Raw genomic sequence first — 14,617 nt, forward strand, 5'->3', positions numbered from 1 at the left:
CAGCATGGCAAGGGGCCGGAACCAGGCCCGGCCCCTTGCCATCACGGCTGCGCTAGCCTGCCGGCGGTGTCCAGGCCAACTGCACCAGTCGGGCCCCGTCCCGGCGGGTGACGAGCCAACCACGTCCCGGCGGCAGGAACTGTGGCTTGATGTTGCCGAACAGCGGGCCCTCCTCCCGGGGGCCGGACAGCATGATGCCCGGTGAGGCGAGTTCGCGGATCCGGGCGATCACCGGGTCGAACATCGCCCGGCCGGCACCGCCGATCCGCCGCGTGATCACCACGTGCAGACCGATGTCCCGGGCCTGCGGCAGGAACTCCAGCAACGGCTGCAACGGGTTGACCGCAGCCCCCGACACCAGGTCGTAGTCGTCGATCAGCAGATAGAGGTCCGGCCCCTTCCACCAGCTCCGGTCACGGAGCTGCTCGACCGTCACCTCGGGGCCGGGCAGCCGCTCCTTCATCACCGTCGCCACCTGCTTGACCAGTTCGGCGGTGGTCTGCTGGGACGTGCCATAGCCGATGAGATGCGACGTGTCGACGGTGCCGAGCAGGCTACGCCGCAGGTCGACCAGGATCAGCCGGGCCTCACTGGGCTCGAAGTTGGTAGTGATCGTCTTGGCCAGCCCCCGCAGGAACGAGCTCTTACCGCTCTCGATGTCACCGAAGAGCAGCAGGTGGGGCTCGGCGTCGAAGTCGATGTGCACCGGTTGCAGGTCGACCTCGGCGATACCGATCGGCAGCCGGGACCGCTCCGCCGGTGGCAGGTCCGTGTACGGCAACTCGGCCGGGAGCAGCCGGACCGCCGGCGCCGGCGAACCGGCCCAGCACGTCTGCGCGTACCTGATGAACTCGACCACCGCGTCGGCGAGGTCGTCGGTCCGCTGGTGCACGTCGAGGCGGGGCAGGCCGGCCAGGAAGTGGAACCCGTCCGGGGTCAGACCGCGACCCGGGGTCTTGTCCGGCACGTTGACCGCCGCTCGACGGTTGATGAGCGAGTCGCTGGACTCACCGAGCCGCAGCTCGACCTTCGTACCGAACATGTCGCGTACCGCAGGGCGCACGTCCATCCAGCGGTTCGTGGCGGCGACGATGTGGACCCCGTACCCAAGTCCCCGGTTGGCCAACTCGTTGACCAGCGGTTCCATGTCCTCGAACTCGGCCCGCAGCGTCGCCCAGCCATCCACCACCAGGAACACGTCGCCGAACGCGTCCTCGGTGAACCGGCCCTGCTGCTTCGCCCGCCGGTAGGCGGTGATGCCCTCCACCCCGCTGCTGCTGAACACCGCCTCGCGGGCCTGCATCAGACCGTGCATCTCGGCGATGGTGCGCCGGACCTTGTCGACGTCACGTCGGGTGGCCGTACCGCCGACGTGCGGCAGACCGGCCAGCGCGGACAGGCTGCCCCCGCCGAAGTCCAGGCAGTAGAACTGCACCTCACGCGGAGTGTGGCGCAGCGCGAGGCTGCCGATCAGCGTACGCAGGAAGTTGCTCTTTCCGCTCTGCGCACCACCGACGACCATCAGGTGACCGCCGCTGCCGGACAGGTCGAGCCACATCGGCTCGCGGAGCTGCTCAAACGGCTTGTCGATGACCCCCACGAGGCCGTGCAACGCGCGCGCCGGGTCGGGCTCGGTGACGCTGAGCCCGCGCCCCGGCACCGGCGCGACCGGCCCCATCAGCTGGCCGAGCGTCGGCGGTTCGTTCAGCGGCGGCAGCCACACGGCGTGGGCCGCCGGTCCCTGGCCCTCCATCCGCTGCACGAGCACGTCGAGCAGGGTCTCGCCGATGGCCGACTCCTCCGCCTCCGAGACCTCCGCTGCCTCCCCGCTCGGCTGGTCGTCACGTTGCGGCGCCAGATAGTACGTCGTGAAGTCGCGGACGGGATCGATCGTCCGGCCGCCCGAGGTGGCCCGCGTGCCGTCCTGCCGGACCACGCCGGAGACGTACGCGGCGCGGAACCGGGTCATCCCCTCGGTACCGGTCCGCAGGTAGCCGTGGCCGGGCGACCGGGGCAGTTCGTACGCGTCCGGCACACCGAGCACCGCCCGGCTGTCCATCGACGAGAACGTACGCAGACCGAGCCGGTAGGACAGGTGGGTCTCCAGTCCCCGCAACCGGCCCTCCTCCAGCCGCTGCGAGGCCAGCAGCAGGTGGATGCCGAGGGACCGGCCCAGTCGACCGATCTGCACGAACATGTCGATGAAGTCGGGCCGCTCGGTGAGCAGCTCGCTGAACTCGTCGACGATGACCAGGAGACTGGGTAGCGGATCCAGCGGCACGCCGGCGGCCCGGGCCCGTTCGTAGTCGCGCTGCGAGGCGTAGTTCCCGGCCCGGCGGAGCAGTTCCTGGCGACGGACCAGTTCGCCCTGCATGGCACCGAGCATCCGGTCCACGAGGGACAGTTCCTCGGAGAGGTTGGTGATGACCGCGCTGGTGTGCGGTAGCCGGTCCAGGGCGGTGAAGGTGGCACCACCCTTGAAGTCGACCAGTACGAAGTTGAGGATCTCCGAGCTGTGGGTGACCGCCAGCGCCAGCACGAGCGTACGGAGTAGTTCGCTCTTGCCCGAACCGGTGGCACCGACCAGCAGGCCGTGCGGGCCCATTCCGTCCTGCGCCGACTCCTTGAGGTCGAGTTCGATCGGCCGGCCGTCCTGGCTCACCCCGATCGGCACCCGTAGCCGGTCCCGGTTGGGCCGACTGGCCCAGGTGCGGGCCAGGTCCAGGTCGTACGGGGAGCCGAGGTCGAGCAGTTCGGCCAACCCGAGGTCGATGACCACCCCGGACGACTGGTCCGCGTACGACGTGGCGGACAGCCGCAGCGGTGCCAGTTCCCGGGCCAGCACCTCGGCGCGTGCGGCGTCCAGTCCGTCGGCCTGGCCGACCTGGGTACTGCCGTCCATCGTGGTGCCGGTGATGGTGCCGTCGTCGGCGATCTCGAGCACCACCGACGTCTCGTCCAACAGCCTCGGCGGCGGATTGGACAGGTCGATGAGGGTGACCCCGGCGACGCCGCCGTCGGTCATCAGGTGGTCCGACCCGGCGGTGGATCCGCCGTCGATGACGACCACGACGTGTGGTCCGGCGACGGCTTCGCCGGAGCCGAATCGCGGCCGGTTGACCAGTACGTCGTCGAGCATGGCCTCCAGCGAGGCGACCGTCGGCGCGAAGAGCCGGATCGGGCCCACCGCATCCAGCTTGGCGGGGTGCTGTGCGTGTGGCAGCCACTTGGCCCACTCCCAGTGCGACCGCTGGGCGTCCGGCAGGCAGACACCGAGCAGGAGGTCGTCCGGCGAGTGGAACGTGGAGATCTGGGCCACCAGGGCGCGGACGAGGTCCCGGGACTGTGCGTCGGCACCGCGGAGATAGACGTGTGAGAAGTCCCGTAGGGCGATCGCCACCGGCAGGTCCGGCACCACCGAGTAGGTGGCGACGAACTTGCGTAGTGCCATCGCGCACAGGGGTTCCAGTTCGTCCACCGGGCGGGTCTGCGGTGGGATCAGCGGGGTCGCCACCTCCTGCGTACCCAACCCGATCCGTACCACGCTGAAGTCCGCGTCGGTGCGTCGCCGTTCCCAGAGCCGGCCGCTGTTGACGACCGACCAGAGTGTCTCCGGATCGGGGTGCCGGTAGTAGACGGCCTCCCGCTGTTGCTTGACGGTGGCCCGCACCTGGGCCCGCAACTGGGACAGCCGGCGCATGTACTGCCGACGTGCCTCGATCATCTCCTTCTTGCCCGGACCGCTCTGGTTCGTCACCATCATCGCGATCATGCCGAGGATGGAGATGCCGTACATGGCGCCGGCCACATAGGTCATCGGCCCGCCCCGCTGCACCCCCATCATCAGGCCCATCGCCGCAGCTCCGGCTGCCATGGGCAGCACGGTGAGCATGCGGGTCCACCCCTTGCCCGACGCGGTAGGCACCTCCGGTGGTGGCTCGAGCATCACCTCGCCGGAGGGCAGTACGGGCGCCGGGCGCCGTGGTGGCCTCTTGACGATCACCGATGTCATTCGCCTGACCTTCCCTACGCCCCCGGAAGCTGCCGGGCAATCCTATAAACCGTCCACCTCACCATGTACCGGCCGGATCACATCAGGCCTGGACAGCAACCGCGTGCTAGGTTGAGCGCTCTAAGACGGCGGTTCTAATCGCAGGTGCGGGAGGTGACCAGCGTGACGGCCCCGGGCGGTCTTAGTCTGGCGAGAGTAACGATCTCGGCGCCAAAGCGACGCATGGACGTCGCATTGCCGGACAACCTGATCGTCGCGGAACTCCTACCTCACCTTCTCCGGCACGCCGGTGACGACCTCGGCGAGCGTACGGGTGGCTGGGTGCTACGTCGAGCCACCGGTGCCGTCCTGGAGGCGAGCCGCAACCTGTCGGCTCAGGGAGTACGCGACGGTGAACTGCTGCACCTGTCCCCGGGCCGCGACGACTGGCCGGAGCTGGCCTACGACGACGTCGTCGAGGTGATCGCGGGCGGTGCCCGCCGGGCCGGACGCTCCTGGGGCAACGCCGCGACCCGCCGCGCCGGACTCGCGGTGACCAGCGCCGCGCTCTGTCTCGGCGTCGTGGTGCTGTTGCTGGCCGGATCCCCCGGGCCGTTGACCGGTGGGGTGGGGCTCGGACTGGCGGCGGTGCTGGCGGTCCTCGGCATACTGCTGGCCCGGGCGTTCTCGGACGCCGGTGCCGGTGCGGTGGTGGCCGCCTGCGGCCTGCCGTACGCCTTCGCCGGCGGTGCGCTGCTGGCCGCGCCCGACGGGGTCGGAGTCACCGAACTCGGTGTCAGCAGCCTGCTGCTCGGGTCGGCCGCCCTGCTGGTGTTCAGCGTCGTCGGCTACACCGGCGTGGCCGCCGTCCAACGGCTCTTCATGGCCGGCCTCACCACCGGTGTCACCGGTCTGCTGGCCGCGCTGCTCTGCCTCGCCGGGCTGTCGCCGGCCGGTACGGCGGCGGTGTCCCTGACCATCGCCATCGGTCTGCTGCCGAGCTACCCACTGGTGGCGAGTTGGCTGGGCCGGCTCCCGGTGCCGGAACTGCCCAACCGGCCGGAGGAGATCCTCAAGGACCGCCCGGTGCCGAAGCGGTCCGATGTCTTCTCCGCCGTGGCCCGCGCCACCGAACTGCTCTCCGGCATGCTGCTGTCCACCGCGATCATCAGCGCCGTGGCGATCGCCTTCCTGCTCACCATGGACTTCAGCACGCTGGCCCGGATACTCGCGGCCTCCGGCGCGGTCGCGCTACTGCTGCGGGCCCGTCTGTTCGCCATCCCGCAGCAGCGGGTTCCGCTGCTGGTCAGCGGTGCGCTCGGACTGGCCGTACTGGTCGTCAGCGCGGTCCTGAACGTGGGGTCCGGCGCTCCTCGTCTGCTGCTGCTGGCACTACTGCTGATCATGGTGGCAACGGTGCTGGCCGCCGGACTCGTCTACAGTCGACGTGCTCCGTCGCCCTACCTTGGGCGCGCCGCCGACATCATCGACGTCGTCGCCATCATGGCGCTCATCCCACTCGCCTGCGGCGTCGCCGGCGTGTTCAGCGCCATCCAGGGGATGTTCGCCTCGGTCGGCGGCTAACGCCCTCCGGCCAGGAGACACCGGCCGGTTGGAAGAGAGGTTCAGATGGCGACACGCCGCGACCAACTGCAGTCGTACCAGTTCATGACCCAGCGGGTGATCTCCGCGTTCGTCATGCGCGAGACCGATCCGCAGCAGTCCCCGCTTCGTCGAGGCATCGGAGCCGTCTTCGGCGGCCTGATGATCGCGGTACTGGTCGCCGCCGGTTTCGGCGTCTACGGCATCTTCAGCAAGGTCGGCAGCGGCAACTGGAAGGCCGACGGCGCGGTCGTCATCGAGAAGGAGACCGGCGCGAGCTTCGTCTACCTCGGTGGCACCCTGCACCCCACCCTCAACTACGCCTCCGCGCTGCTGGCCGCCGGACGGCCCAATCCGCAGGTGTTCCGGGTGGCCGGCAACTCGCTCGGGGGCGTGCCGCGTGGGACGACAGTCGGGATCCCCGGTGCGCCCAACTCCCTGCCACCGGTGAAGAAACGGACCGGACTCCCGTGGACGGTGTGCACCATTCCGGGCACGGACAGCTCCGGTCGGGTCGTCAGCACCGTCGGGCTGGCGGTGTCCATGACGCCCAGTGGCGCCCGGCAACTGTCCGACGAGGGAATTCTCGTACGGGACGAGGAACGTGGATCGACCTATCTCGTCTGGCACGGTCGACGGCACCTGGTGCAGCAGTCGCGGATAGTGGTGGCCGCCCTGTTCGGCGCGGTCACTCCGACCATGGCCGGGACCGCGTGGTTGAACTCCCTCCCCGCCGGCCTCGACATCACACCGATCCAGGTCAACAACCGTGGCACGTCGTCATCCGCGGTAAAGGGCCGCAAGGTCGGCGACCTGCTGGTCACCGAGACCGGCTCCGGCCCGCAGGCCTACCTGGTGTTCGACGACGGGCTCGCCCCGATCACCCCACTACAGCAGGCGATCCTGGCGGCGGAGCACCAGGTCGATCCGATCCAGGTGAACGTCTCCGATGCGACGTCGGCACCGCGCAGCAGCCGGCTACCGTCACAGACCGGCGACGCACCGCCGCCGAGCACGCCGCCGACCCTCGTCACGCCCGGCGGCAACGATCAGCTCTGCGCGGTGACCGGGGAAGCGAAATCGACACCGACCATCTCGGTGGGTGGCACGGTGGACGGGCTGAGCAGCGCGGCACCCACCCCGTCCACGTCCAAGGACGGTGCCACGCTGGCCGACCGGGTACTGGTGCCCGCCGGGCGGGTCGTCATCGCCCGCGTACTGGCCGCCCCGACGGCGGAGACCGGCACCTACTACGTCATCACCGATCTCGGTATCCGGTACGCGGCATCCAGCGCCGGGACCCTGCCCCTGCTCGGCTACCGCCCAGAACTGGCTGTCGACGTCCCCGCAAACCTGATCACCAGGCTCCCCGCCGGGCCGACGCTGGACCCGGTGGCCGCCATGCAACCGGCCCCGATCAACGCCAGCAGCCGCTGACGATCAGCCAGCGGGCTGGTCGTCGAACAGCAGTACGGGTGGCCCCGGCTCCTCCGGACCCGCCCGGTGCGGTGGCGCCGCCGCGATGGTGGCTCGCCACAACCGACGACGCCCTCGGGGCAGTGCGATGGCAACGACGAGTACGACCAGCACCGCCAGCACCGCCACCAGGGCACCGACCAGGGCGAAGTCCCGACTACGCGCCCAGGCGGAGGTCCCTTCGCTGGCCGGCCGGACCAGGGCGGGCAGCGGTGTCGGGCTGGCCTTCGACACCTGGTCGTTGACCGCCGCGTACGGGTCGACGATGCCGTGGCCGTACGCGGGGCCGGCCGGGGTCGGCGACGCCGTGGCGAAGAGCAGCCGGGTCAGCTCCGCGACGTCCAGATCCCGCCGTTTGGCCTTGGCCAGGGCGACCGCGCCGGCAACGAACCCGCAGGCGAGGCCGGTGCCTTCGGCGACCGTCTGGCCACGTCCACGTTGCAGGGTGACGATGTCGGCCCCGGGCGCCACCAGGTCGACGTAGTTGCCGTACTGCGACCTCATCCAACGGTCGCCGCTCCGGGTGATCGCACCCACTCCGATCACCCCGTCGTACGCGGCAGGGTAGGAAACGGGGTTGCCGCCGTTGACGTCCCCCAGGTCTCCCGCCGCAGCGACGACCACCACGCCCTTCGTAACGGCCCGTTCGACCGCTGCCCGCATCGCGTCGCTGCCGGAATAGCTCACCACCGGCACGGCGATCACGTCCGCACCACGGTCGACCGCTGCGTTGATCGCTCTCGTCATCACCGCCGGCTCCACGACGGCGGGACCGAGCTGACGGTCCGGCAGTACCCGGACCGGCAGGATCGTGGCGTCGGGCGCCAAGCCGGCGAAGGCCACCGACGTCGCCTGACGAGCGGCGATGACCCCGGCGACCTGGGTACCGACCCCCAGGCAGTCGCTGTTCGCCCCACCGCCCCCGGCCACCGCGTCGAACCCCGACTCCACCCGGTTACGCAACTGGGGATGCTCCGCGTCGACCCCGGAGCCGAGTACCGCGACCGTGACTCCACCGCCCCTGGCGAACGGCCAGATCCGTTCGGGATTGAGTAGTTGCTGCTGCCAGGGCACCGGTGCGATCGCCTGGCCGGGCTCGGCGCAGTTGTCGCCCGGTGCCGCTGCCGCCGCCGCGCCCACCGGGACGGTCGCCCCGACCGCCGTGACGCTGACCGCCAGCAGGGTGCGCAGGAAGCGCCTCATCACCCGTCGGATCCTTTCTGTCGGCCCCACACCGTCTGCCCTGTCCGTCCGTCGCAGCAGCCGGGGCCAGCCAGCCGCGTCACCGGTCAGAGGTCGCGGAACCGATCCTCCATCTCGTACTGGAAGCTCTGGTACGACCGCTCGAGGTAGTTCCGGCTGAAGTGCACGGGGTTGTTGTCGTACGCAGCCCGGCCATGCGGCGTCCAGAACGATGACTCGGGCACCTCGTCCGCCCCCTCGGGAATGAACTTGAGCATCTCGCTGAAGGCGGCAACCGCCAGGGCGAAGGACTGTCGACGTTCCGCGTTGACCGTCGGATCACTGGAGCGGGGCGCGGAACCCTCGCGGATCCCCACCTCCGCCAGGAGCCGCCACTCCCCGGCGTCGAACAGTTCGGAGGGTTCCGGACCGCCGAAGAACACCAGGTCCCCGGGCCCGGGCAACGCCGGACGCTCCGGCAACCGGAAGACGAACTCCCGCAGCGTCTGGCAACCCTCACAGACACCGTGATAGCGGCGGGCGGGCCTGCCCTCGTCGCTGGTCAGCGCGCTCTCCCAGGTGACGTTGACACCGCCGCACCTCGGGCAGGGATGCAGGTCCATGTACAGGTGGGCTTCGTCCCTCGTGCGGGCGACCGGCAGGGCCATCTGTGCCTCCCCGTGGACTGACCAATGCACCGCCAAACTTAGCAGCGGGCACCGAACTGTCCGGATCCCGCCTTGCCTGCCCGACCGGATTCATCCTGCCCACGCGGACGGACACCGCCGACCGGATTCCATCGAGTCCGCTGTTCCTGCCAGGTACCGTCCGCAGGTTTACTACAGACGACAGCCGTTGTCCCGGATGACAGCCGGATGACCCGAGAGGACTCCCGATGACGGATCATCAGCACCCCGCAGACCCGGAGGAGCAGTCACCCACCCCGACCGGTCCCGGTGCTGCCGGGCTGCTCACCCCGACCGAACAGGCCAGGCAGGCCCTCCGGATCACCGGAGCCATCACGGTGGGCGGCATCGTCGCGGCCGTACTCGGCTTCCTCGGAATGGCCGCCGTCGCCAACGCCGACTTTCCTTTCGTACGCCTGGTCGGCCTGCTCCTGCTCTTCCTGTTCGTGATCGGGTTCGTCGCGACCATCCGGGGAGTGGTCGGCGTCGTCCAGGCCCTCCGGGCGCTGGCGAAGGCCGCCGACTGACCTTCCGGTCAGCTGATCGAACTGCCGGTCAGTCCCGGTAGAGCCCGGTGTCCGGATCCTGCCCGAGGATCTCCCGGGCCCGCCGCTCGTACTCCCACTGCTGCTCCAACGTCGGGGTGCGCCGCTGGTCGCCGTCCGCGCCGTCGGGTGTGAACTCGACATCGTCGAGCTGATGCCGCTCCTGCCACTCGTCCTGTAGCCGCGCCAACTCCATCAGCTTGCGCCGGCGCTCCGGATCCATGTCCAGGGCCATGCCACCTCCACCAGTTCAACGTTGCGTCGACAGGACGGGTGCGCCGACCGCACCGGAGTCGCTTCCCCGTGACGCTAGCCCTTGAGCAGTTCGGCCGCCCGGGCGATGGCCGCATCGTCCACCTCGGGCAACCGGTACTGCCGGCGCGCCAGGTAGGCCATGAAGTCGGCCTCAGGCGCGATCCCGTACCGCTGCGCGAAATAGGCCAGCGACTCCGACCACACCCATTCGCCATCGGTACGGAAGTGCAGCGGCACCACCTCCGGGTGCTCCGGGTCGAACGGATCCTGGTCGAAGCCGTACGCGACCAGCACCAGCGGGGCCGTCCGCAGGTAGGTCGCGACAGCGGACCGGTCCTGCTCGGACAGCCGGGGTCCCCGTACGACCGGCCGGCCCTGCGCGTCCCGCTCGGCGTCGACGGCCTCGGCCAGCCTCGGCCGGATCAGCTCCTGATCCGTACGGTCGGCTTCCGACCGGGTCTCCCGATCGACGAGCTCCCGCCACCACGTGACCACCCGGTCCGCCGCCACGGCGCCGATCGGCACGAGTTCGTCGTCGAGTTCGCCCAGATCGGCCAACTCCAACGTCTCCGTCGGACGCCAGTGCCCGTCCCGGCCGAGCGCCTCGTCGTGGTCGACCGCACCGGTCCGGACCCGCCGCAGCAGGCCGGTCGGACGCTCCGGCGTATCGCCCGGCGCCACCCGGGCGTAGTACCGGATCTCGATCTGGTCCAGTCCCAGATCGAGCAGGAAGCGCCGCCCGTCGCCGGCATTCCACGCCTGGTAGCCGAGTTCCCCGGGCCTGGCCGTCCCCAGGACGTCCCGCAGGACCCGGACCAGCGCAGCGGCAAGGTCGGTGTAGCCGGCGGCCGGAGCCGGCCAGGCCAGTTCGCTCCACCAGTGCCCGGCATGCTCCGGAGTGGGTGGATGCCAGCCCAGTTCCCGCAGCATGTTCTCCTGCTCGACCGGGAACCGTCGGTCACCGTCGACCGTCAGGGCACCGGAAACCTCGGCGAACAGCCGGTCGGGACGCTGCCACAACTGGACGAAGTATCCGTCGATCGGCCGTGCCAACTCGTGCAGTTGCAGCACCGTACCGTCGGGCAGCCGTCCCAACAGGTCGGTGAGCCGGTTCGTGAGGTCGTCCCACGCCATCTCGCCGGTCACCACTCCTCCTCGTCGGTGGATTCCTCCGCTGACCACTCGTCCAGCGTGGCCGCGTACCTGGCGGACAGCAGCGCCAACTCGACGAAGACACCGCCGTCGCGTACCCGGATGATTCCGCTCGGAGCCAGCCAACGGACCTCCGGCCGGTCACCCGGCCTCCGGTCGGTCGGCTCCCCGAGTACGGTCCCCACGGCCTGTACGGCAGCAACGAAGGCATCCCGTCGAAAGGCCGTCGCGTCCGGGGATTCACCGACCGCCCCGGACGTCACCATGACCGAGAAGATGGTCGCGGCCTCGCCGGCGAAGGCCAGCTCGGCGAAGTCCGTGACCGGCGCGAACCCGACCCGCAACACCACGCCGCTGGCGGTGGGCCCGGCGGCGACCGGCCAGCCGAGCTCCGCCACGACCCGGTCCACCTCGGCGGTGGACCACGACCAGCGTAGGCCGGCCAGCTTGCTCGTCACCTCGACAAGTTGCGCGGGCGTGAGCACATGCGCGGAATTCATGGTCCCGATCGTAACCACCCGTCGACAACTGACCGACCGGGCGCAAGCCGCCCGGCAGGACCGATCGGTGGCTGCCGACCGACCGGCACCGAACGGCGAGCTTCGCGGGCCCGGCTAACCGTCAAGCTCGGCCAGGGACCGCTCGTAGGCAGCCCGGGCGGCGTCCAGTCGCAACCGGCCGAACCGGCCCGGCTCCGCTGCCCGGACCTCGCGGCCCCGGTACGACCAGAACGCGTCGTCCGGCACCTCTGCCGCCGTATCGGGCAGGAACTTGCGCACCTCGTCGATCGCGGCCCGGGCCGCCACCAGGTCGACTCGCACCTGTTCCCGCTGGGCGTCGGACAGACCCTCCGCCCCGACCGGGACGCTACCGTAGGTGTCGGCCACCCAGAGCCACTCACCGGCATCGAGCAGCTCCGACGGCTGTTGGCCGGGTGCCCATTCCCCCTCGTCCGGCACGGCCAACTCCTCGGGCTGCCGGAACTCGAAGCTTCTCGGCCGATCACACTCCACACATCGACCGGAGTAACGGACGATCCAGTTGCCGTCCACCATCGTCACCGAGCTGGTGGCGCCGAAGTCGGCCTCACCGCAGGGACACGGATGCAACTCGAGGTAGAGGTGTGCCTCTTCATTCGTACGGGCCAACGGCGGTGCCATGTCAGCGACCATAGCGCGCCGTGAATCCGGTGAGTTGCTGCCACCGCTTGAACCGTTGCTCAGCCAGGTGTCGCCGTTCGAACCACTCGGGAGCCGAACGGCGTACGTCGTGTCCGTTGGCGGTCCAGAAGGCGCTGGTGGGCAGGGTCTCGGCATCCGGCGGGAAGAACTTCGCCGCCTCGTCCAGCGCGTTCACCGCCATCGTCAGCATCTCGACGGCCGCTGTCCGCTCGGCCGGATCCGGGTCTCCCGGCTCCGCCGCCATCGCTTCCGCCACGGCGTCCGCGACCGCACCGTACGCCTGGCTCACCGCCACCCACTCACCCGGATCCAGCAGCTCGGACGGGCCGTCCCCGACGTAGCTGAACCGGTAGGGTTCCCCGGGCGGCAGGCCCGGACGTTGCGGCAGCCGGAAGGTGTGTTCCCGGGGCTGACCGCACTCGTCACACGGGCCGGCGTAGTGGACGACCACCCCTCGTTCGTCACTGGCCAGCACTGACATCTGCCCACGGGGGAACTGCACCGCTCCGCACTGGCACGGGTGCATGTCCAGGTAGGCGTGTACCTCGCCGTAGGTCCGGGCCGGCAGTGGCGAGGTGGACGCGTCGACCAACTCACGGAGCGGCACGTCGACCGGTCCGCCCGGTGACGGCTCGGCAGATCCAGCCGCCGATGGTTCGGCTGATCCGGCCGGCGACGCGTCGACCACCTCGGCGGGCCCGACGGCAGACACCTCGGGGATGCCGGCCGGACCATCGAACAGTGGCGCGAAGCTGAGCTGGAAGTCGTCCCGGCGACGCAGGTAGAAGGCGGCGTCACCGGTCAACCTGCTACGTCGGAACGCGTCCCGCCGTTGCCCGCGTACCCGCCGCCCGTGCTCGGTCCAGAACGCCGTCGCCGGCACCTCCTCGACGCCGGGCGGCAGGAACTTCTCGATCTCGCCTGCGGCTGCGGCTGCCCCGGCCCAGGCCTCCACGATCGCCCAGTACGTCTCCTCGTCGGGGGGCTCGCCCCCCAACTGGTCGAGACCGGTCTGCGCCATGCCCACACACGCGGCCTCGATGGCGTACCACTGACCGGCATCCACCAGGGTCGACCGGTCCACCCCGTACCACTGGCCCGCCTCCTGCGCGGCCCGCGCACCGGTCTTCGACACCACCACCTCGGCGACGTGCCACTGCCCCTCGTAGGGGCCGTCGAAGCGGAGCAGCCAGTGCTCGTCATCGACGTCGTGCAGCGTCGTGTAACGGCGGTAGTCGACCCAGTCCTCCCCCTCCGGCAGCGTCAACTCCAGGTGGACGTACGCCTCGGCGATCGTCCGCGCCTCAGTCATGGGCCAGTTCCTCACCCCGGTAGGCGGCATCCATCCGGGCTCGCAGCCGGCGCTGCCTCGGCCCGTCCGGTCCCTCCAGGTCGACCAGTTCGGCGACCAGTCGCGCGGCCTCGGTCTCGGCGAGGCTCGGCTGTCCGGCCCGCACCAGCGCCTCGCACCGGCGCATCCGAGCACTGATCGCCGAACCGGGTCCGTCGACCACCCGGGGCTCCGACAGATAGCCCTGGGCGATCACGGCCAGTTCGTCGGCGTACTCGACGAACCGCCCCTCCGCCCAGAGTTGCTCGGCCGCCATCCATCGGTCATCGAACCGGGTGGCTCGTCGTACGGCCCGCCGGTTGAGCCATCGGGTCAGCGGATTCATGCGGACACCCGTGACGTGCTGGTGATCGGACCCCACCGGACCTCCCGACTCATGTTCCATACCCTACTGTGGCCGCGCCCACCAGACCGGCAGCGATAGCCGGCGACGTCCGCCCACCTACGGCAGGAGCGGTAGGACGTTCCGCCAGGCGGTCAGTAGCTGGTTTGCCTCCGGGGTGTGTCGTCCGAGCCCGGTCAGCGCGGTCAACAGGTTCTTCAGCCGTCGTAGTTCGAGGATCTCGGTTCGGGGTAGCTGCCGCCAGTCGGCGGCCCGGGTGGCCACCTGTGCCGGATCCGGGGGTAGCAGCCTGGCCGCGTCGGACAGCAGGGCCGTCAGCCGTACGCTGTCCCGTTGCTGGTCGTGGAGATGGCGTAGTGCCATGGCAGCCAGGTTGACGGTTCTCGTCGCAGCGTCCCACGGGTCGAGGAGGCCCCGGTCCGCCAGTGCGCGGGTGAGGTCGATGGTGGCTGCGGTCCATTCCGCTGCCGGGGTCGACTCGCCGGCCGTCAGGGTTCGCTGGGCGGCGAAGGTTCCGGCGGTGAGGAGTCGCAGGGCTTCGGGACCGGTCATCCGGTCCACGTCAGCCAGTGCACTCCGCAGTTCCTGCGGGGTCTGCGCCATGTCCGCTATCCCCTGTCCTGGTAGGTTTCTTGTGTTTCGGGGGAGAAGTCGACGCTGAAGTCCCCGAATGCGGTGACTCCGATGCGGAGGCTGTCGGCGGAGGGCAGGAAGTGCCCGCTGTGGTTGTCGATGCGTACCCCGAAGTATCCGCTCTCGGCGTCCCCGACGATGTCTGCGGTGCCGGCGGCGAGGACGGGTCCTCCCCGGCTGAGCACGGCGTGGGAGATCTCCTGCTGGTAGACGTCGTGGG

At 70.1% G+C, this 14,617-nt stretch carries 14 protein-coding genes; 3 read left to right on the top strand and 11 right to left on the bottom strand.

Annotation, left to right across the window (positions count from 1 at the left end):
• Positions 1-52 precede the first annotated feature (52 nt).
• Positions 53-4,012: a type VII secretion protein EccCa gene (gene eccCa, locus ACFQ4H_RS30895; RefSeq protein ID WP_377577947.1), complete on the bottom strand. Its 3,960-nt coding sequence runs from the start codon at positions 4,010-4,012 to the stop codon at positions 53-55.
• A gap of 162 nt (positions 4,013-4,174) precedes the next feature.
• On the opposite strand from eccCa, the gene eccD reads away from it, so the two are divergent.
• Together eccD and eccB are read left to right on the top strand one after the other, a co-directional pair.
• Positions 4,175-5,575 carry a type VII secretion integral membrane protein EccD gene (gene eccD / locus ACFQ4H_RS30900; RefSeq protein ID WP_377577980.1) on the top strand — a complete coding sequence of 467 codons (1,401 nt, stop codon included), beginning with the start codon at positions 4,175-4,177 and terminating at the stop codon, positions 5,573-5,575.
• 45 nt (positions 5,576-5,620) lie between these two features.
• Positions 5,621-7,030 (top strand): type VII secretion protein EccB, encoded by a 1,410-nt coding sequence (eccB, locus tag ACFQ4H_RS30905; RefSeq protein WP_377577949.1) that lies wholly within the window; start codon positions 5,621-5,623, stop codon positions 7,028-7,030.
• A 3-nt stretch (positions 7,031-7,033) separates the two neighbouring features.
• Here the strand turns inward: eccB and ACFQ4H_RS30910 are convergent, their stop codons facing one another.
• Entirely contained in the window at positions 7,034-8,272 is a 1,239-nt protein-coding gene (locus ACFQ4H_RS30910; protein ID WP_377577983.1) for a S8 family serine peptidase, read from the bottom strand.
• Positions 8,273-8,358: 86 nt separating this feature from the next.
• Positions 8,359-8,919, bottom strand: a complete 561-nt coding sequence (locus tag ACFQ4H_RS30915) for a hypothetical protein (protein ID WP_377577952.1) — start codon at positions 8,917-8,919, stop codon at positions 8,359-8,361.
• A 227-nt stretch (positions 8,920-9,146) separates the two neighbouring features.
• Between ACFQ4H_RS30915 and ACFQ4H_RS30920 the strand changes: the two genes are divergently transcribed.
• Positions 9,147-9,464, top strand: coding sequence for a hypothetical protein (locus ACFQ4H_RS30920; protein WP_377577954.1), 318 nt, complete (start codon positions 9,147-9,149; stop codon positions 9,462-9,464).
• A 28-nt stretch (positions 9,465-9,492) separates the two neighbouring features.
• Here ACFQ4H_RS30920 and ACFQ4H_RS30925 read toward each other — a convergent pair whose 3' ends face one another.
• The 8 genes from ACFQ4H_RS30925 to ACFQ4H_RS30960 form a co-directional block, all read right to left on the bottom strand.
• The gene (locus ACFQ4H_RS30925) at positions 9,493-9,717 is read right to left on the bottom strand and encodes a hypothetical protein (RefSeq protein ID WP_377577957.1); all 225 of its coding nucleotides are present in this window, start codon (positions 9,715-9,717) and stop codon (positions 9,493-9,495) included.
• Between the two features lie 74 nt (positions 9,718-9,791).
• On the bottom strand, positions 9,792-10,883 hold the full coding sequence (locus tag ACFQ4H_RS30930; RefSeq protein ID WP_377577959.1) for a TY-Chap domain-containing protein: 1,092 nt from the start codon (positions 10,881-10,883) through the stop codon (positions 9,792-9,794).
• Entirely contained in the window at positions 10,880-11,389 is a 510-nt protein-coding gene (locus ACFQ4H_RS30935; protein WP_377577963.1) for a DUF6301 family protein, read from the bottom strand. Before ACFQ4H_RS30935 ends, ACFQ4H_RS30930 begins: the two co-directional genes overlap by 4 nt.
• Before the next feature lie 114 nt (positions 11,390-11,503).
• Positions 11,504-12,049, bottom strand: a complete 546-nt coding sequence (locus ACFQ4H_RS30940) for a hypothetical protein (protein ID WP_377577965.1) — start codon at positions 12,047-12,049, stop codon at positions 11,504-11,506.
• Position 12,050: 1 nt separating this feature from the next.
• Positions 12,051-13,382, bottom strand: a complete 1,332-nt coding sequence (locus ACFQ4H_RS30945; RefSeq protein ID WP_377577968.1) for a hypothetical protein — start codon at positions 13,380-13,382, stop codon at positions 12,051-12,053.
• A complete protein-coding gene (locus tag ACFQ4H_RS30950; protein WP_377577971.1) occupies positions 13,375-13,746 on the bottom strand; it encodes a hypothetical protein in 372 nt (123 codons plus the stop codon). Before ACFQ4H_RS30950 ends, ACFQ4H_RS30945 begins: the two co-directional genes overlap by 8 nt.
• A 117-nt stretch (positions 13,747-13,863) precedes the next feature.
• Positions 13,864-14,367, bottom strand: a complete 504-nt coding sequence (locus tag ACFQ4H_RS30955) for a hypothetical protein (RefSeq protein ID WP_377577974.1) — start codon at positions 14,365-14,367, stop codon at positions 13,864-13,866.
• Between the two features lie 5 nt (positions 14,368-14,372).
• Positions 14,373-14,617, bottom strand: a 245-nt coding sequence (locus ACFQ4H_RS30960) for a hypothetical protein (protein WP_377577977.1), incomplete at its 5' end; no start/stop codon positions are given.

The sequence above is a fragment of the Micromonospora sonneratiae genome (assembly GCF_042679305.1).
GTDB classification, from domain to species: Bacteria; Actinomycetota; Actinomycetes; order Mycobacteriales; family Micromonosporaceae; genus Micromonospora_H; species Micromonospora_H sonneratiae.